The organism is Burkholderia sp. PvR073, from assembly GCF_054055695.1.
On sequence record NZ_JBSRXO010000016.1, the window covers coordinates 25,675 to 45,123 of the forward strand.

A 19,449-nucleotide genomic window follows, 5' to 3' on the forward strand; every position below is an offset into this window, starting at 1 on the left:
TCGGGCGGCGGCCGCTGCGTTATCGGGCTTCCCTGGTTCCCGGGCTTACCGGACGTCAGGCGCCCGGCGTCGGGTTGGCCGGGCTGGCGACGAAGGCCGGATAGCCGGCGTCGGGCTTCTGCGTGGCGTCGGGCGTCGCGTTGCGCTCGATCCACGGCGCGATCTCCATGTCCTCGTAGCGCACGAGGCGGCATTTGCGCACCAGCGCGTAACCGAGCCAGATCGCGAGGAAGAACGGCACGCCGATATACGTTGCTGCGACGCCCGCCCAGTCGATCTTGCTGCCCATGAACGCCTGGTAGTCCTGCCCCAGCGCGACGACCGCGCACAGCACGAACGCGAAGATCGGGCCGAACGGGAACCACTTCGAGCGATACGGCAGCTGGTCGACGCGGTAGCCCTGCTTCAGCAGGCCCTTGCGGAACCGGTAGTGGCTGATCGCGATGCCGAGCCACGTGATGAAGCCGGCCATGCCCGACGTGTTCAGCAACCACAGGTAGACCGTCTTGTCGCCATACAGCGACGTGAGGAAGCAGAGCGCGCCGACGGCGGTCGTCGCGTACAGCGCATTGCGCGGCACGCCGCCCGGGGACAGCTTCGCGAACAGCTTCGGCGCGCGGCCTTCGACCGCGAGGTTGTAGAGCATTCGCGTCGACGCGTACATGCCCGAGTTGCCGGCCGACAGCACGGCCGTCAGGATCACCGCGTTCATCACGCCGGCCGCGACCGCGAGGCCTGCATGGCGGAACACCAGCGTGAACGGGCTCACGCCGATGTCGGTCACGTCGCTCTTCAACAGGCTCGGGTCGGTGTACGGAATCAGCACGCCGATCACGATGATCGCGAGCACGTAGAACAGCAGGATGCGCCAGAAGATCTGGCTCACCGCGCGCGGGATCGTCGTGCGCGGGTTCTCCGATTCGCCGGCTGCGACGCCGATCATTTCGGTGCCCTGGAACGAGAAGCCCGCGATCATCGCGACGCCCATCAATGCCGGCAGGCCGCCGGCGAACGGCGCGTCGCCGATCGTCAAGTTGGCCCAGCCCGCGCTCGGGCCGCCCTGCAGAATGCCGAAGATCATCATCACGCCGACGCCGAGGAACGCGACGACCGTCAGCACCTTGATCAGCGCGAACCAGTATTCGGCTTCGCCGAAGCCGCGCACCGACAGCGCATTGAGCGCGAAGATCAGCGTGAGAAACAGCGCGCTCCACCAGACGCCCGGCACGTGCGGAAACCAGTAGTGCATCACGAGCTGCGCGGCGACGAGTTCGACCGCGAGCGTGACGGCCCAGCTATACCAGTAGTTCCAGCCGATCGCGAAGCCGAAGCCTTCGTCGACGAACTTCGAGCCGTAGGTCGCGAACGAGCCCGACACCGGCATGAACGCGGCCATTTCGCCGAGGCTCGTCATCAGGAAGTAGACCATCAGGCCGATCAGCATGTACGCGACGATCGCGCCGCCGGGGCCGGCCTGGGAAATCGATGCGCCGGACGCGACGAACAGGCCCGTGCCGATCGAGCCGCCGATCGCGATCATCCGCAGATGGCGCGCCTGCAGGCTGCGGTGGAGGGCCGGTTTCGCGGGACGCGAGCCGGACGGGGAGGGGGAATCGGGGCGGGCATCTGAATGCATGGGCGGGGCTGGGCGCTGTCTCCGGAATTGTTTTTTGGCCGCGAAGCGCCACCCGTCGCCGGCCGCCGGCCGGACAGCGGCGGTTCCGCGCGGCCCGGTTCGGGCGAACCGGGGGCGCGCTGCGCGTCGCGTTCGTCTGTCGTCCGGCCGCGTGTCGGGCGGCCGTCGTCGCGCCGGGTGCGGAGCACTTCGACGCGACCCGATTGTGTGCGGCCGGCGGCACGCGCGGCAAACGATATTTCCGCACAGGGTAATGCGGGTTAGTCATCAAGTCGGGGTGGGCGGCAACGCGGCGGCCGGCCCGGTCACGGGCCTCGGACAAGTCTCATGCCGATACGGAAAGTGGGGGATTCGTCCAGCCAGGGTGTTGCGCTTTCGGAATGAAGTCGTGAGTTAATATCAATAGCGGGCCGACTTGTGGCCGCCGACAATGTGTCTCATGGATCGTGCCTCGCGAGGCGAGGGCGTGCCGGCCGGCCGGGGTTTCGGCGGCGGCGCGCGGGCGATGCGCCGTACGGCGCGTCGGGCCGGCCGAGGCGCGCATCCGCTTGCACAAGGCGCGCGAACGCGCTCCAATCGAATCACGCGGGCGGCGTCGCCGCCGCACCGATCAATCTGTCCCTGAAGAGGAAGTGATGCAATTCAACGACATTCTTGCTGCGCTCGACATCGATCTCGCCCGGTGGAAAGGCACCGCGCTGACCGCGCGTTCGCCGCTCGACGGCGCGACGCTCGCGACGCTGGCGGTCGACTCGCCCGCCGACGCCGAGCGCAAGATCGACGCCGCGCACGACGCATTCCTCAAGTGGCGCACGGTGCCGGCGCCGGTGCGCGGTGAGTTCGTGCGCGTATTCGGCAACGTGCTGCGCGAGCACAAGGCCGAGCTGGGCCGCCTCGTCACGCTCGAAGCCGGCAAGATCACGTCGGAAGGCCTCGGCGAAGTGCAGGAAATGATCGACATCTGCGATTTCGCGGTCGGCCTGTCGCGCCAGCTCTACGGCCTGACGATCGCGTCGGAGCGCCCGGGCCACCGGATGATGGAAACGTGGCACCCGATCGGCGTGTGCGGAGTGATCTCGGCGTTCAACTTCCCGGTCGCGGTGTGGGCGTGGAATGCGGCGCTCGCGTTCGTGTGCGGCGATTCGGTCGTGTGGAAGCCGTCGGAGAAGACGCCGCTCACCGCGATTGCATGCCACGTGCTGCTCGAGAAGGCGATCCGCGAATTCGAGAAGACCCACCCGGGCGTCGCGCCGCAGGGCCTGAGCCAGCTGGTGCTCGGCATGCGCGATGTCGGCGAGGTGCTGACGTCGTCGAAGAAGGTGCCGGTCGTCAGCGCGACGGGCAGCGTGCGGATGGGCCAGGAAGTTGCGAAGGTGCTGAGCCAGCGTCTCGCGCGCGGCATCCTCGAGCTCGGCGGCAACAACGGGATGATCGTCGCGCCGAGCGCCGATCTCGATCTCGTGGTGCGCGCGGTCACGTTCGCGGCGGTCGGCACGGCCGGCCAGCGCTGCACGACGCTGCGCCGCCTGATCGTGCATCGCAGCCTGGTCGAGCAACTGCTGCCGCGCATCGAGAAGGCCTATGCGTCGGTGAAGGTCGGCAACCCGCTCGAGGAAGGCACGCTCGTCGGCCCGCTGGTCGACCGCGCGTCGTTCGACGCGATGCAGAAGGCGCTGGCCGATGCACGCGAGCAGGGCGGTGAAGTGAAGGGCGGCGAGCGCGTCGACATCGGTCATGCGGATGCGTACTACGTGCGTCCGGCCATCGTGCGGATGCCGAAGCAATCGGCGGTGGTCGAGCGCGAAACGTTCGCGCCGATCCTGTACGTGATGATCTACGACAACTTCGACGATGCGATCGAACTGCACAACGCGGTGCCGCAAGGCCTGTCGTCGGCGATCTTCACGAACGACATGCGCGAGGCCGAGCAGTTCATGTCGGCAGCGGGCAGCGATTGCGGGATCGTCAACGTGAACATCGGCACGAGCGGCGCGGAGATCGGCGGCGCGTTCGGTGGCGAGAAGGAAACGGGCGGCGGCCGCGAGTCGGGTTCGGATGCATGGAAGGCGTATATGCGCCGTGCGACGAACACGATCAACTACAGCCGTCAGCTGCCGCTCGCGCAGGGCGTGAAGTTCGACGTGTGATGCGCGGCGCCCGGCAGGGCGCCTCGACGGTCGAATGAACAGGGCCGGTTACCGCGGGAGCGGTAACCGGCCCTTGTCGTTTCCGGTGATGCGTGTGCTATGAGGATCGACCAGCGTGCACCCGCGGGTTCGCTTCCGGCTCTTGCCGCGTGGCACCCTCGAGCGCCGGCATGTTCTGCACGACCAGCATCTGCGGCGTCGACAGCGTGATCTGCGCCGCGCGCAACTGCTTCAGGATCTCGAACAGCAGGTCGCTTTTGGTCGAGGCCGCGATCCGCGGGCTCGCCACGTAGCCCGTCACGCTCAGCGTGATCCCGTCCGGCGCCAGCTGGCTGAACGTGACCGACGGCGCCGGCTTGTCGAGAATGGCCGGGTGTTCGCGATACGCATCGAGCAGCAGGTCGCGCACCTGCACGGGATCGGTGTTCAGCGGGAACGTCAGCGTCAGCGTCGCGACGCCTTGCGTGCTGTTGCCCATCGTCACGTTGCGCACGTTCTGCGAGATCAACTGCGAGTTCGGCACGATCACGGTCGAGCGATCGCTGAGCTGGATCTCGGTCGCGCGCACGTTGATGCGGCGGATGTCGCCTTCGACGCCCGCGATGCTGACCATGTCGCCGACCTTCACCGGCCGCTCGGTCAGCAGGATCAGCCCCGACACGAAGTTCTTCACGATCTCCTGCAGGCCGAAACCGATACCGACCGACAGCGCGCTGACGATCCACGCGAGGTTGCTCCACCTGACACCGAGCAGCCCCAGCGTCATCAGCACGAGCAATACGTAGCCGACGTTGGTGAACAGCGTGACCAGCGACACGCGCATCCCCGCGTCCATGCCGAGCGCCGGCATGAATTCGTTGTCGAGCCAGCGGCGCACCGAGCGCAGCAGGTAGAAGCCGATCGCGAACCCGATGACGGCGTTCAGGATCCGGTCCGGCATGATGTTCAGGCTCTGCAGCCGCTGGCCGCCGATCATCGCGATCGCGCTGTCGAGCAGGTCGCTCGGCGTCGTGCCGAAGCCGCCCGTCACCAGCGCGATGGCCGCGACCAGCATCAGCAGGCTCGTGCCGAGCCCGGACACGACGGTGTGCGCCTGGTCGAGATGCCGGTCGTCGAGCGCGAACAGATGCTTGATCTGTTTGCCGCTCGACAGGTTCGCGGAGAACAGGCTTTCGCTGGCGTCGCGCGTCAGCTGCGTCAGGATGTAGACGCTGCACAGCACGATCTCGAACCACACGAGCTCGTACGTGATGAAGCGCGCGACGGTGATGTAGCCGATCAGCAGCGCAACGAGCGACACGACGATCGCCAGCGTGACGCCCGCATGGATCAGCCCCGCGAGCGTCGAACGCTCCTCGGGCGCCTCGCCGGAGGCCGCGAGCGCGGTGCGTACGCGGTTCGCGCGCAGGATCGACGCGCCGACGGTCAGCGCGACGACGAGCGATACGATGCCACGGCCGAACAGCGTGACGGACAGGCTGGTATCGACGATCCGGTTGATCGATTCGAGCGTGCCGGACATCAGCAGCAGCGCGGCCAGCACGCCGGGGAACGGCCGCATCGCGAGCGCGACGGGATCGGCGAGTGCCGGCAGCCGCCACGACGGATGCTTCGTGCAGAGCAGCGCGCGGCCGAGGCCGGCGATCAGCGCGCAGGTCACGGCGAGCTTCGCGAACTGGTCCCACAGATCGCTCATCGACGGCGTGAGCTCGTAGTGGCGGGCGAGCGCGAGATAGAGCACCTGCACGGCGACCGCGGTCGCCAGCAGCGTCGAGAATGCCGTCGCCAGCGCCAGTGCGCTGCGGCGCAGCCGGGTGGGCGGCAGACGGTTCAGGCAGAACCACGCGAGCCCGCGCTCGAGGAGGCGGCGGCCGCCGAGCCAGACCGCGAGCGCGGCGATCAACAGCAGCGTGGTGATGGCGCGCTGGCCGGGTGTCCACGACGAGCGCAGCATGTCGCGCAGCTCGTCGTTGAAGTCCGCGAGGCGCTGGACATCGTCCGGCGACAGATGGAACAGCGGCAACCAGAATTGCGCGCCGAAGATGCTGCCCGAACGGAACGCGAGCTGATTGCGCAGCAGGCTGCGGTGCAGTTTCGCGAACTGGTCGTTCAGGTTCGCCAGGTTGGCCTTCTGGTCGGCCGCCTGCTTCAGCGCTGCCTCGATTTGCGTCTTGCGCGCGTTCAGCGTCGCCCGCTGCTGCGCGACCGCGGGCGTTTCGGGCGATGCGCCCGGCGCCGGCGGCGGGCCGAGCACGTCGAGCTGAGCCTGGATCTGCGTGCGCTGCGGCGCGAGCTCGCTCTGCAGCTTCTCGACATCGGCGCTCAGTTCCTGCGTCGCTTCGCCAAGCCCGTCGAGCTCCTTGCTGTTGGTCGCGTTCGACGTCTGCTGCTTGATGCGGTCCTGTTGCACCTGCATCTGCTTGAGCTGCGCAACCGCGTCGCTCAGCGAGATGGTCGGCACGGGGACGCCGACGCCGCTCGCGCTCGGCGCGGATGCGGCGCCCGGAAACGCCGACGCGGTCGCGAGCGCTGCGAACTGCAGCAACGCGAACAGCGCGATCCGGCGTGCGTACGTGGATAGTCGTTGTATGGACATGGAATGCTTACGTTTTGCCGACAATGCCGGACGCCGAACGGCGCCCGGAAGCCGGGAGTTTGGCCCGGTAGCATGTTACCGGGGTGTGGGTCGAACGAAATTCGAACAGATATGCGCGAATTCGGCCGACGGGGCGCGGGCGGCAGCGCCCGAAACGGCCGCTCGCGCCCGTGCCAACAGGGCGAACGCCGATTTCCCGAACCCGGGAAGCGCTGTTTCGACGATTCGGCGTGCTCGATCAGCCGGATCGATAGTTACGAAATTTACATACTGCTGGCGCGTATCACGTATATAAATGGGGATCGAGTGCGCAGGGCGGTCGTCGACGCAGCGGTGGATCACCGCGGGTCCAGCGCATTGTCGCCTGCGACCGTGCTTCAACGATTGATGTGTTCAGTCTCTCGCCTCGCTAAAATGCGCAAAGCCGCTTGCCAACGCCCTCTGGTAGCGCCAAGACAATCAATAATCCGGAGACTCGCCACCATGGCATCGACCGCGCCTGATCCCTCTTCCGTAGCGGACACCATTCGAACTGCCCCCATCGACGCCGGCTCGATTTCAGCCCGCCTCGACCGCCTGCCGCCGACCCGCAGCGTCTGGAAGCTCGTCGTGCTGCTGAGTCTCGGCTTCTTCTTCGAACTCTACGACCTGCTGTACAGCGGCTACATCGCGCCGGGCCTCGTGAAAAGCGGGATCCTGTCCGCGACGACGCACGGCCTGTTCGGCACCACGGGCGTCGCGAGCTTCATCGCCGCGCTGTTCTCCGGCCTCTTCATCGGCACGATCGCATGCGGCTTCCTCGCGGACCGCTTCGGCCGCCGGGCGATCTTCACGTGGTCGCTGTTGTGGTACACGGCCGCCAACGTCGTGATGGCGTTCCAGGACACCGCAGGCGGATTGAACTTCTGGCGCTTCGTCGTCGGTCTTGGCCTCGGCGTCGAGATGGTCACGATCGGCACGTATATCTCCGAACTCGTGCCGAAGCAGATCCGCGGCCGCGCATTCGCATGCGAGCAGGCAGTCGGGTTCGTCGCGGTGCCGGTGGTCGCGTTCCTCGCATACCTGCTCGTGCCGCATGCGCCGTTCGGTCTCGACGGCTGGCGCTGGGTCGTGCTGATCGGCGCGCACGGCGCGCTGTTCGTGTGGTGGATTCGCCGCGCGTTGCCGGAAAGCCCGCGCTGGCTCGCACAGCAGGGTCGCGTCGACGAAGCCGACCGCATCATGCGCGCGCTCGAGGCGAAGGTCGAAGCCGAATACGGTCGGCCGCTGCCGCCGCCCGCGCCGGCCGAGCCGGTGCCGCCGCGCGGCAGCTTCCGCGACATGTGGGTGCCGCCGTATCGCCGCCGCACGATCATGATGACGATCTTCAACGTGTTCCAGACGGTCGGTTTCTACGGCTTCGCGAACTGGGTGCCGACGCTGCTGATCAAGCAGGGCATCACGATCACGTCGAGCCTCATGTATTCGAGTGTGATCGCGCTCGCGGCGCCGCTCGGTCCGCTGATCGGCCTCGTGATCGCCGACCGTTTCGAGCGCAAGTCGGTGATCGTCGCGATGGCGGCGGCGATCGTCGTCTGCGGGCTGCTGTTCAGCCAGACGACGGTGGGCGCGTTCCTGATCGTGCTGGGCATCGGCCTCACGCTCGCGAGCAACATCATGTCGTACAGCTTCCACGCGTATCAGGCCGAGCTGTTCCCGACGTCGATCCGCGCACGCGCGGTGGGCTTCGTCTACTCGTGGAGCCGCTTCTCGGCGATCTTCTCGTCGTTCGTGATCGCGGCCGTGCTGAAAGGCTTCGGCACGTTCGGCGTGTTCGCGTTCATCGCCGGCGCGATGGTGATCGTGATGGCCGCGATCGGGCTCATGGGGCCGCGCACCAAAGGCATCGCGCTCGAAGCGATTTCGAAATAGAGACGGCGGTGCGCTCGTGTGTTGGGTACGGCATGCGAGCGCGCGTTGCCGCGGTTTCATGTTGCCGAAACGCACAACGTAACAGCCTGCCATGCGGCGGCGAAGCAATCGGCAACCAGTTGAAACAAAGCGTGACGAAGCGCAAAACCGGGGGTTCGGCCCTGCCGATTGTCGTCCGCGCGGGTAGAATGAAAGACCTGACGACTCATTAGCCGCCATCGTGCCGAACGTGTTGCACTGCGAACGGCTCCACCGCGAAGAGGCGTCGGCGCCGAGGCATGCGATGCCTGCGGCGTGTCGATGGCTCGTGCGGAAGACGCGCCGTTCGCCATGTGCGGCGGCCGGATCGGCCGATGGCCTCGATCGTATGATGCTTTCCGACCTGACGCGACGGTTGCCCAAGCCGCGTTGCCGTACCCTCGCCGTCGGCGCGTCCGTGTGGCTCGCGGCCGCGCTCCCGATCTCCGTGCTTGTCGAGCGGTCAGCCTTTGCCGCGTCCGACGTGCCGTCGTCCGCTGCTACGTCATCCTCATCAACTGCATCGCCCGCGCATCCTGCTTCGGCGGCACCTGCGTCGTCGAGGGCCACGCCGTCATCGGCGGCATCGGGCGTGCATCGTGCTTCGCCGGCCAACGGGGCATCCGCGGCATCGGCCGTGCATCGTGCTGCGCCGGCCAGCGGGGCGTCCGGGGCATCCGCCGTGAATCATGCTGCGCCGACCAACGGGGCAGCCGCGGCATCGGCCGTGCATCATGCTTCGCCGACCAGCGGGGCGTCCGCGGCATCGGCCGTGCATCATGCTGCGCCGGCCAGCGTGGCATCAGCGGCATCCACTGTGAATCATGCTGCACCGGCCAGCGCGGCATCAGCAGCATCCTCCGCGTCCACCGCATCGCCGGCATCCGCGGCATCGCCTGCATCGGCCGCTTCCGGCACGCCGGCGAGCGAAGCCGAGGCTCCCGCGCCGACGCCGCCGCGCCGACACCCGCCGCTGTCGGCCGACGAAGCGAAGAATGCAACCGCGCGCGCGATCGACATGCGCAAGGACTTCACGCAGGAAGTCACGCGGCGCCTGAACGTGCCCGCGAGCGAGCAGCGCGCGTACGGCGTGCGCCTTCAGAAGGCCCTCGCCGATGCGAACCTCGGCGACCTGGCCGGCGAGTACGTCGCGATGGTCGACCGCACGCCGAACGTGCAGGCGCTGTTCATCTACTTCCGCGCGACGCCGACCAATCCGTGGCTGATGATCGGCGCGTCGCCGGTCGGCACCGGCTGGCCCGGCAAGTACGATCACTTCCTGACGCCGCTCGGTGTGTTCCATCATTCGCCCGACAACATGGACTTCCGCGCGGAAGGCACGACGAACGACAACGGCATTCGCGGCTACGGCCAGCGCGACATGCGCATCTACGACTTCGGCTGGGTGGACGGCGAGCGCGGTTGGGGCAAGGGCGGCAAGTCGCCGATGCGTTTCCAGATGCACGCGACCGACCCCGACCGTCTCGAGGCGTTGCTGGGCATCCGCCACTCGAAAGGCTGTGTGCGGATTCCCGCGTCGCTGAACACGTTCCTCGACCGGCACGGCATTCTCGACGACGACTATCAGGCGCGCGTCGAAGCCGGCAAGTCGCTGTGGGTGCTGCGCCACGATCGCGAGATCACGCCGATCGCCGGCCGCTACCTGGTCGTGATCGACAGCGCGCGCAAGACGCGTCCGGCATGGTCGCCGGCGCCGGGGCGCAACGCATGGTCGAAGTTGCCGAAGAACGGCGACACGGCGGACTGACGGCCGCCGGTCCGCCGCTGCGGGAGATGGTCGGATAAGAATAAATCCGTTTTATCGAGACATAAGAAAAGCAAACTTTTATTATCCGATCGGGGTTCGTATAGTCGAGTCCGGTTTCGCGGAAATCCTGCCGCGCCCGGACCCTCACCGACCCTACGACCCGCATGAAAACTCTCTACAAGCTCGCTCCGCTCGCGATGCTCGGCGCCTTCGCGACCCATGCCGGTGCGCAAAGCAGCATCACGCTGTACGGTCTCATCTCGGCCGGCGTCGGGTACGCAACCAACCAGGGCGGCAAGAACGCCTGGCAGGCACTGTCCGGCACGAACCAGAACCCGCGCTGGGGGCTGAAGGGCAAGGAGGATCTCGGGCAGGGGCTGTCGGCGATCTTCCAGCTCGAGAACGGCTTCAACGTGATGACGGGCACCGCCGCGCAGAACGGCCGCGAGTTCGGGCGCATGGCCTACGTGGGCCTCGCCGACCGCACCTACGGGTCGCTGACGTTCGGCCGCCAGTACGACGCGATCCACGACTACATCGGGCCCGTGATCATCGCGAGCAACGGCGTGAACATCGGCGACAACGACAACGGCTACAACGACATCCGCGTGCAGAACTCGGTGAAGTACGTGAGCCCCGTCTACTACGGCCTGAAGTTCACCGCGCTGTACGGCTTCAGTAACGCGACGGGCTTCGCGAACAACAGCGCGTACAGCTTCGGTCTCGGCTACGAGCGCGGCCCGCTGCGCTGGAGCGTGGTCTACGCGCAGTACAACCATCCATACAGCAGCACGAATCAGGACGGCGCGATCGCGAACGACTATGGTTCGCCGCTCCTGATCTTCGCGAAGAGTGCGATGTCGCCGGCGGTGTTCGCGAGCCGGCAGCGCATCGCGGGCACGGGCGGCTTCTACACGATCGGCCGCGCGCAGTTCGCGGCGCTGTTTACCGACGTGCGCTACGATTACCTCGACAATTCGCATCTGCACTTGCAGAACGTCGGCGTGAACGTCGTCTATACGATGACGCCGCAGCTCTTTCTCGGTGCCGCGTATGCGTTCACGAACGGCAAGTACGACGTAATCGACAAGCGGCCGAAATGGCACCAGGTGAACCTGCAGGCCGACTACTTCCTGTCGAAACGCACCGACGTCGCGCTGACGGTGATCGCGCAGCAGGCGGCCGGCGATGCGGAGCACGCGCAGATCTTCGCGTACGCACGCTCGACCGGCACGCGCCAGATGATGGCGACGCTCGGCGTGCGGCACGTATTCTGAGAGCCCGACCATGACCCATCCGATCGCATCCCGCCGCACCTTCCTGAAACTGTCCGCCGCGCTGGCCGGCACCGCGCTGCTGCCCGAAACGGGCGCGTTCGCGGCCGGCGGCGACGCCGCGCGCCGCACGGTGATCATCGATACCGACCCAGGGCAGGACGACGCCATCGCGATCCTGTTCGCGCTGGGCGCGCAGGACCGCCTCGACGTGCGCGCGCTGACTGCCGTGGCCGGCAACGTGCCGCTCGACCTGACCGAACGCAATGCGCGGATCATCCGCGACTGGGCCGGCCGCACGCAGACACTGCCGGTCTTCGCGGGTTGCCCGCGCCCGCTCGTGCGCGAGCTCGTGACGGCCGCGAACGTGCACGGCAAGACCGGCCTCGAAGGTGTCGCGCTGCACGAACCGCGCGCGCCGCTCGCGTCCGGGCACGCGGTGTCGTACCTCGTCGATACGCTGAGCCGCGCGGCGCCGAACAGCGTGACGCTGTGCGCGCTCGGCCCGCTGACGAACATCGCGACCGCGCTGGTCGAAGCGCCGCAGATTCGCGGCGCGTTGCGCGAGATCGTGCTGATGGGCGGCGCGTTTTTCGAGCGCGGCAACATCACGCCGGCCGCGGAGTTCAACATCTACGTCGATCCGCAGGCGGCCGAAGTCGTGTTCGGCAGCGGTGTGCCGATCATCGTGCTGCCGCGCGACGTCGCGGTGAAGGCGCCGATCACGCCGGCGCGCGTCGCGCCGTTCCGTGCGCTCGGCAACCGCTGCGGCGCGATCGTCGCGGACATCATGGACGCCGAGCTCGCGTACAACAAGAAGCGGCGCGGCGTCGACGACGGGCCGATGTACGACCCGACGGCGGTCGGCTATCTCGTCGATCCGACGCTGTTCAACGGGCGCAAGGTGAACGTGGTCGTCGAGACGACCGGGCAGTGGACGCTCGGCGAGACGGTGGTCGACTGGAACGGGCGCAGCGGCCGCGCGCCGAACGCGACGTGGATCAACGAGGTCGACGCGGACCGCTTCTACGCGACGCTCGCCGAGCGCATCGCGAAGCTTCCCTGAAGGCAATGTGACGCAACGTGACGTGTCGCGCGCCGAACCGGATCAGATGTGCTTCGCAATCCACTCGCGGCAGGTGCGCACGTGCGGGCCGCGATCGTCGGCGGCGAGCGAGATCAGCGAGATCGCACGCGTGACGCGCGGTTTCTCGACGCGCAGCGCGACAAGTTCGGGATCGTGCAGATGCATCGTGTAGAGGCTCGGCAGCACGGCGGTCGCGAGGCCGTTGCGCGCGAGCGCATACAGCGGTTCGGTGTATTCCATCCGGTACGCGACGTTCAGGCGCAGCTTCGCGGCGCCGCCGGTGCGATGCAGCGACTCGCTGACGCTGCCACGCACGAACACGGCCAGCTCGCGGTCGACGAGCTTCGCCCACGTGACGCTCTTCACGCCCGCGAGCGGATCGTCGTGCCGCACGACGATCACGATCTCGTCCTCGAAGAGCTGCTGATAGTGCAGCGTGCCGTCGTCGCTGTCGGGTTCGCGCACGCCGATGCCGAGATCCGCGACGCCGTCGCGCACGGCTTCGACGAGTGCGCTGTTCGGCAGATCGGTGAGCGTGAAGCGCAGCGCCGGATGCGTGCCGCGCAGTGCGTTGAGCGCGGGCAGCAGGCGGCCGGCGACCGACGGGATGAACGCGATCCGCACGGTCTGGATGCGTTCGCCGATGAGCCGCGTCATGTCGTCGAAGGTGCCGCGCGCCTGGTTCAGCAGCCGCTCGGCGAGCGGCAGCACGGCCTCGCCGGCGGAGGTCAGCGTGAGCCGGTGGGCGGTGCGCGCGAACAGGCGGCCGCCGAGCAGGAACTCGATCTGGCGGATCGACGCGGTGAGCGCGGGCTGCGTGAGCGACAGCGCCTGCGCGGCCTGCGTGAAGCTGCGCGCATGCGCAAGGACGACGAAGTGCTGGACCTGCCGCAGCGTGAGTGCGGGTAACAGCGACGAGCGGTCGGACGACATCGGGCAATAACGGTCGGGTGCGGTACGCGGCAGTATAGGGCCGCGCCGCGCGAACCGACACAGGACAATAATCGGAATCACAGGAGAACCACCATGTCAGCGACTGACACGATGCCGGCGCGTACGCCGGCCAACTGGCTCGAACGACGCTTCGCGCTCGCGGCGCGCGGCACCAGCGTGCGCACCGAGACGATCGCCGGCATCACGTCGTTTCTCGCGGCCGCGTACCTGCTCGTCGTGATCCCGTCGCTGCTCGCGACGGGCGGAATGGAGCGCGGCGCGGCGACGACCGCGACGATCATCGTGTTCGTGCTGTTCACGACGCTGATGGGCCTCTACGCGAACCTGCCGTTCCTCGTCGGCCCCGGCATCGGCGGCTCGGTGATCATCGGCGTGACGCTCGCGACGACGGAACATGTCGGCTGGCAGACGGGCCTCGGCATCGCCTGCGTGTCGGGCGTGCTGTTCTTCCTGCTGACGATCTTCGGCGCGCGCGGCGTCGTGATGCGGCTGATTCCGGTGCAGATCAAGCTCGGGCTCGGCGCATCGATCGGCCTGTTCGTGACGATGCTCGGGCTGCGCAATGCAGGGATGGTCGTCGCGAACGCGAAGACCAACGCGTTCGCGCTCGGCGATTTCTCGCGGCCGGGCGCGCTCGTCGCGCTGATCGGTCTCGCGGTCGCGATCGTGCTGCAGGCGCGCAAGGTGCCCGGCGCGATCCTGATCGCGATTCTCGCCGCGGCCGCCGCCGGCGTGCCGCTCGGCGTCACGCATCTGCCCGCGTCGTTCATGTCGCTGCCGCACAGCATCGCGCCGATCGCGTTCAAGCTCGACCTCCGCGGCGCGTTGACGCTGGCTGCCGCGCCGTACCTGTTCGCGTTCTTCGCGGCGGAATTCTTCTCGACGCTCGGCACGGCGCTCGCGGTCGGCGCGAAGGCGAACCTGCTCGACGGGCAGGGGAACCTGCCGAACATCAACCGGCCGTTCCTGGTCGACTCGCTCGCCGCGACGTTCGGCCCCGTGTTCGGCATTCCCGCGCTGACCGCGCTGATCGAATCGGCGGCGGGCGTCGAGGCCGGCGGCCGCAGCGGGCTGTCGTCGCTGGCGGCGGCCGTGCTGTTCGCCGCGATGCTGCTGTTCGTGCCGGTCGCGCTCGCGATCCCGAAGGAGGCGACCGCGCCGGCGCTGATCCTGATCGGGCTGTCGATGTTCGCGACGATCCGCCATACCCACTTCGACGACTTCACCGATGCATTGCCCGTGATGTCGATGGTGCTGCTCACGCTGATGTCGAACAGCTTCGGCACCGGCATCGCGGGCGGGCTGCTGTGCTACGTGCTCGTCAAGCTGCTGGCCGGCCGCTGGCGCGACGTGTCGTGGGGGCTCGTCGTGCTCGCGTTGCCGCTCGGCTACTACTTCTGGACCGTCGTGAAGCCGCACTGAGAGACGGTATTCACGACGCATTGGCACTACCGAAAAAGAGACAGACTTGACGTCCTCACCCGCCTAAAGGCAGGTGATTCCCACACCTGGCGATGCACGTCCGCATCGGAGAATGTTCAGCGCAGCGTTGATATCACGATCATGCACGACACCACAGTCACTGCAGGCCCACTCTCTTATTCGCAGTCCCGCGATACCTTTCGGCCGCGTCGTGCTGTCTTTCGATCCGCACGCCGAACAGGACTGGGTAGAACCGCTTTCGTCGACTTCCTCGAACGTGGCTCCGTGCGCGATCGCTTTGTAACGGAGCTTGTTTCGGAAGGACGACCAGGACGCGTCGTAGACGCTCTTCGCCATCCTGGTTCTGGCGAGCTTCGCGGCAGACACGTTGCCGACCGCGAGGTAATCGAAACGCCGCACCAGATCGAGCGCGAGCTTGTGCTGAAAATCGGCACGGGCATTCGCAACCTTGGCGTGCAACTTCGCGATATGCCGCTTGTGCTTTCGCGCCCGTTGCGCTTTCGCCAGCTTTTCCGCCGCTCGTCGACCGAACTGGTCATTGGGCAGCTTCTCGCCGGTCGAAAGTGTGGCGAAGTCTTTCAGGCCGAGATCGATGCCAACACCGGAACGGACCGGGCGGGCCTGCATATCGGGCATCTCGATCACGATGTTGAGAAACCAGTTGCCGCGTGCATCCTGCGCAAAGTTGGTCCCATCCTTGATCTTGCCTTCGGGAAGCGCCCGGCTGTGGAATACCCGAAACGTGTTGCCGGCAAAACGAAACGCATCGCCTTCGCGCTTCAGGTCACGCCCCTTCAGCGGCACCCAGCCCAGCGATTTCCTGCCGCGATAGCGCAGGCAGGGCCGACGGTGCTGACTGCGCGACTTCGCATATTGCTCGCACGTCGCGTTGATCGTGCCGGAGTGGATGCCGAGCGCCTTGCTGCTCCCCGTCGTCAGCACGTTCAGATCGAAACCCGTCGGCCACTTCTTGCTCCACTTGAGCGCGTGCTTCTGCGTGTCATTGCAGAAGTTCCAGACGTAGTTCACCGCACGGCTCTGCGTGTTGAGCAGTCCGTTGAGCGACTTCACGCGATAGCGGTAGACAAGAATCATGCCGGTGATCCTAACCCGTGGAAGAAGCTGCCTGTCAACAGCACTCCTTTCCTTCCCGCCATCAATGGCGGGGTTTCTCGGAGCAAATTCTGATGAAGGAAACACCAGGCAACGTCCCGGCCGCGCGCACGGGCATCGAAATCACGGCCGCTCATCGGGCCTTCTTCCACGCGCTGCCGAAGGTCGAGCTGCATTGCCACCTGCTCGGCGCGGTGCGGCACGACACGTTCGTCGCACTCGCGCAGCGCAGCGGCGCACCGATCGAGCGCGCGGAGATCGACGCGTTCTATGCGCGCGGCGAGAAGCCGGTCGGCGTGCTGCACGTGCTGCGCGCGCTCGACCAATACCTGCTCACGCGCCCCGACGACCTGCGGCGGATCGCGTACGAGTATCTCGAGGATGCGGCCGCGCACAATGTCCGGCATGCGGAATTCTTCTGGAATCCGACGGGTACGGTGCGCGTGTCGGGCATTCCATATGCGGACGCGCAGGCCGCGATCGTGACGGGGATGCGCGATGCCGCGCGCGATTTCGGGATCGGCGCCCGCTTGATTCCAAGCATCGATCGCGAGCAGGACCCGGACGAAGCGGTCGCGATCGTCGACTGGATGAAGGCGAATCGCGCGGACGAAGTCGCGGGGCTCGGGATCGACTATCGCGAGAACGACCGACCGCCGGAGCTGTTCTGGAAGGCGTATCGCGACGCGCGTGCGGCCGGCTTCCGCACCACTGCGCATGCGGGCGAGTTCGGGATGCCGTGGCGCAACGTCGAGACGGCCGTCGATCTGTTGCACGTCGACCGCGTCGATCACGGCTATACGATCGTCGACAACCCCGAGCTCTGCGCGCGCTATGCGGAGCGCGGGATCGTCTTCACGGTCGTGCCGACCAATTCGTACTACCTGCGCACGCTGCCGCCGGACCAATGGGCGGAACGGCATCCGATGCGCAAGATGCCGGGCCTCGGGCTGAAGATCCATCCGAATACCGACGATCCGACGCTGCACAAGGTGAATCCGTCCGAGGCGTGGGAGCTGATGTTCAGCCATTTCGGCTTCGCGACCGCCGACCTGAAGCAGCTCATGCTGAACGGGATCGACGGCGCGTGGGTTGACGATGACACGAAGGCCGCATGGCGCGCGGCGTGGGCGCCGGAATTCGACGCACTGGCCGCGACGCTCGCGGCGGGCTGAGCGCGCTTTCTGCCGTAACGGCCGGCCGGCGGATCGCTCACGCGGTCACGCCGGCCGTCTGCCGCCTGCCGCCCGCGTCGAGCGACTTCGCGCAGCGGTCAGCGGAAAATTCTCAACCAGTCGAACAGGCCGGGATGCGGACGCCGCTTCGGTGCCGGCGCCGGTGCGCTGCGCGGCCGGAAGTCGGGCGAGAACTGCTCATGCGGGTCGATTGCCCGCGCTCGCAGCGCCGCATCGTAGAACGAACCGACGATCGGCAATGCGCTGTGTGCGCCCGCACCCCAGTAGTCGCTGCGCAGCGTCACGCTGCCGTCGTCGAAGCCGACCCACGCGCCGGCCACCAGTTGCGGATGCATCAGGATGAACCAGCCGTCCGTGTTGTCCTGCGTCGTGCCGGTCTTGCCCGCGACGTCGATGCGAATCCCGTAGCGCGAGCGAATGTCGGCACCGGTCCCGTAATCGACGACGCCGCGCATCACGTCGACCAGCGTCTGCGCCGCGGCCACCGGCAGCGCGCGTTCGGGCGGCGCGCTGCCGAATGCGGCGAGCACCTTGCCGTCGCGATCCTCGATGCGCGTGATCATCTGCGGCGCGACGTACACGCCGCGGTTTGCGATCGTCCCGTACGCGGACACCATCTCCTTGAGCGTGACGGGGCTCGTCCCGAGCGCGAGCGACGGCACCGCGTCGAGCGGGCTGTCGCGCACGCCCATCGCGCGCGCGAGCTGCGCGACCCTGGCTGCGCCTTCGCGCTGCATCACCTGCGCGGTGATGCGATTGCGCGACAGGGCGAGCGCGTCGCGCAGCGTCATCGGCGCGTCGGTCGGCGGCTCCGCATCGGTCGGCCGCCATATCGCGTGCGCGCCGATCGGGATCGCGACGGGGCGGTCGACGAACGTATCGCCCGGCCGCATCCCGTCCGCGAACGCGGCGCCATAGACGAACGGCTTGAATGTCGAGCCCGGCTGGCGCCGCGCCTGCATGACGTGATCGAACGGCTCGCTGCCGAAATCCGGGCTGCCGACCCATGCGCGGATCGCGCCGTTGCGCGGATCGATCGCGACGAAGCCGGCCTGCACCTGCGTCTTGCGCTCGCACAACGCCTGCATGAACGCGCGATTCGCGCCGAGCTGCTTCAGTGCCGCTGCATCGGCGAGCCCTGCATCGCGCGCGTCGCGGTAGTCGGATGTCTGCCGGATGAAGCCGCGGAACAGGTCGTTGCGCAGCCCGCAGCCGGACGGGCCGCGCCACGCGCCGTCGGCGACCGCCTGCAGCCGTTCGGTCTGCCGGGTCAGCGCTTGCGTCGCCATGTCCTGCAGCCGTGCATCGAGCGTCGTGCGCACGACGAGGCCGTCCGAATAGAGGTCGTAGTTGTTCCGGTCGGCCCATGCGATCAGCCACTTGCGCAGCTGCACCGCGAAGTGCGGGGCCAGGCCGGGCTGTGCCGTCTGCGGCTCGAAGTCGACGCGCAGCGGCCGGCGCTGCAATCGCGCGAGCTGCTGCGGCGACAGCATGCCCATCGCCGCCATCCGGGCGAGCACGGTGTTGCGGCGCTGGACCGCACGCTCCGGATTCAGCACCGGGTTGTAGTAGCTATTGCCCTTCAGCATCCCGACGAGCGTCGCGCTTTCGACGATGTCGAGCTGGTCCGCCGATTTGCCGAAATAGGTGCGCGCGGCCATTTCGACGCCGAACGCGTTGTACAGGAACGGCACGGTGTTCAGGTACGTCTCGAGAATCTCGTCCTTGCTGTACACCGTCTCGATCTTGAACGCGGTGATCAGCTCCTTCATCTTGCGCGTGAGCGTCGGCGCGCGGCCGACTTCATCCGGATACAGGTTGCGCGCAAGCTGCTGCGTGATCGTCGAGCCGCCCTGGCGGCTGCCCGAGAACGTATGCAGGCCGGCCGCGAGCGTGCGGCGCCAGTCGATGCCGTGATGCGCGTAGAAGCGGTGGTCTTCGGTCGCGATCAGCGCGTCGACCATGTGCGGCGAGATCTGCTTGAGCGGCACCCATTCGCGGTTGACGGGCCGGAACTCGGCGACCAGCTGGCCGTCGGCCGACAGCACGCGCGCGGGACGGTCGATGCGCGCCTTGCGGATGTCGCCGATGCTCGGCGTGAACGGCACGAACGCGAGCAGGACCAGCAGGCCGAGCACAGGTATCGCGGCGAGCGTCAGCGCGACGCCGCGGCGCGTCGGATGGCTCAGGCGTCGCCACGTGCCGACGCCCAGCGCGCGGGCGCCGTCACGGCAGCGAAGCCAAAGGTTGCGGAGAAACGGCACGAAGCGATTCACGGCGGCAGGAGCGCGTTCGGAAAAGGCGCG

The 19,449-nt window shown here is 67.4% G+C and carries 12 protein-coding genes; 7 read left to right on the forward strand and 5 right to left on the reverse strand.

Annotation, left to right across the window (positions count from 1 at the left end; all coding sequences use genetic code 11):
• Positions 1 to 55: 55 nt before the first annotated feature.
• Entirely contained in the window at positions 56 to 1,636 is a 1,581-nt protein-coding gene (locus ACVK00_RS31310) for an amino acid permease (RefSeq protein WP_284901661.1), read from the reverse strand.
• 635 nt (positions 1,637 to 2,271) lie between these two features.
• Between ACVK00_RS31310 and amaB the strand changes: the two genes are divergently transcribed.
• Positions 2,272 to 3,783, forward strand: coding sequence for an L-piperidine-6-carboxylate dehydrogenase (gene amaB / locus ACVK00_RS31315; protein ID WP_126226063.1), 1,512 nt, complete (start codon positions 2,272 to 2,274; stop codon positions 3,781 to 3,783).
• A 97-nt stretch (positions 3,784 to 3,880) separates the two neighbouring features.
• Here the strand turns inward: amaB and ACVK00_RS31320 are convergent, their stop codons facing one another.
• On the reverse strand, positions 3,881 to 6,379 hold the full coding sequence (locus ACVK00_RS31320; RefSeq protein ID WP_284901658.1) for a DUF3772 domain-containing protein: 2,499 nt from the start codon (positions 6,377 to 6,379) through the stop codon (positions 3,881 to 3,883).
• A 483-nt stretch (positions 6,380 to 6,862) separates the two neighbouring features.
• On the opposite strand from ACVK00_RS31320, the gene ACVK00_RS31325 reads away from it, so the two are divergent.
• From ACVK00_RS31325 to ACVK00_RS31340, 4 genes are all read left to right on the forward strand, one after another.
• Complete coding sequence (locus tag ACVK00_RS31325; protein ID WP_284901656.1) at positions 6,863 to 8,290, forward strand: MFS transporter; 1,428 nt, start codon at positions 6,863 to 6,865, stop codon at positions 8,288 to 8,290.
• 367 nt (positions 8,291 to 8,657) lie between these two features.
• Positions 8,658 to 10,076: a hypothetical protein gene (locus ACVK00_RS31330; protein WP_435521266.1), complete on the forward strand. Its 1,419-nt coding sequence runs from the start codon at positions 8,658 to 8,660 to the stop codon at positions 10,074 to 10,076.
• A gap of 164 nt (positions 10,077 to 10,240) precedes the next feature.
• On the forward strand, positions 10,241 to 11,353 hold the full coding sequence (locus tag ACVK00_RS31335; protein WP_284901652.1) for a porin: 1,113 nt from the start codon (positions 10,241 to 10,243) through the stop codon (positions 11,351 to 11,353).
• 10 nt (positions 11,354 to 11,363) lie between these two features.
• Complete coding sequence (locus ACVK00_RS31340; RefSeq protein ID WP_284901650.1) at positions 11,364 to 12,416, forward strand: nucleoside hydrolase; 1,053 nt, start codon at positions 11,364 to 11,366, stop codon at positions 12,414 to 12,416.
• Between the two features lie 42 nt (positions 12,417 to 12,458).
• Here the strand turns inward: ACVK00_RS31340 and ACVK00_RS31345 are convergent, their stop codons facing one another.
• Positions 12,459 to 13,370: a LysR family transcriptional regulator gene (locus tag ACVK00_RS31345; protein ID WP_284901647.1), complete on the reverse strand. Its 912-nt coding sequence runs from the start codon at positions 13,368 to 13,370 to the stop codon at positions 12,459 to 12,461.
• Between the two features lie 93 nt (positions 13,371 to 13,463).
• Here ACVK00_RS31345 and ACVK00_RS31350 point away from each other — a divergent pair, with 93 nt between their 5' ends.
• Positions 13,464 to 14,813, forward strand: a complete 1,350-nt coding sequence (locus ACVK00_RS31350) for an NCS2 family permease (protein ID WP_284901646.1) — start codon at positions 13,464 to 13,466, stop codon at positions 14,811 to 14,813.
• 63 nt (positions 14,814 to 14,876) lie between these two features.
• Here the strand turns inward: ACVK00_RS31350 and ACVK00_RS31355 are convergent, their stop codons facing one another.
• Positions 14,877 to 15,929, reverse strand: coding sequence for an RNA-guided endonuclease InsQ/TnpB family protein (locus ACVK00_RS31355; RefSeq protein WP_354123248.1), 1,053 nt, complete (start codon positions 15,927 to 15,929; stop codon positions 14,877 to 14,879).
• A 92-nt stretch (positions 15,930 to 16,021) separates the two neighbouring features.
• On the opposite strand from ACVK00_RS31355, the gene add reads away from it, so the two are divergent.
• Complete coding sequence (gene add, locus ACVK00_RS31360; protein ID WP_354123249.1) at positions 16,022 to 17,122, forward strand: adenosine deaminase; 1,101 nt, start codon at positions 16,022 to 16,024, stop codon at positions 17,120 to 17,122.
• 98 nt (positions 17,123 to 17,220) lie between these two features.
• On the opposite strand, the gene ACVK00_RS31365 is transcribed toward add, so the two are convergent.
• Complete coding sequence (locus ACVK00_RS31365) at positions 17,221 to 19,419, reverse strand: penicillin-binding protein 1A (RefSeq protein ID WP_284888977.1); 2,199 nt, start codon at positions 19,417 to 19,419, stop codon at positions 17,221 to 17,223.
• Positions 19,420 to 19,449: the final 30 nt, after the last annotated feature.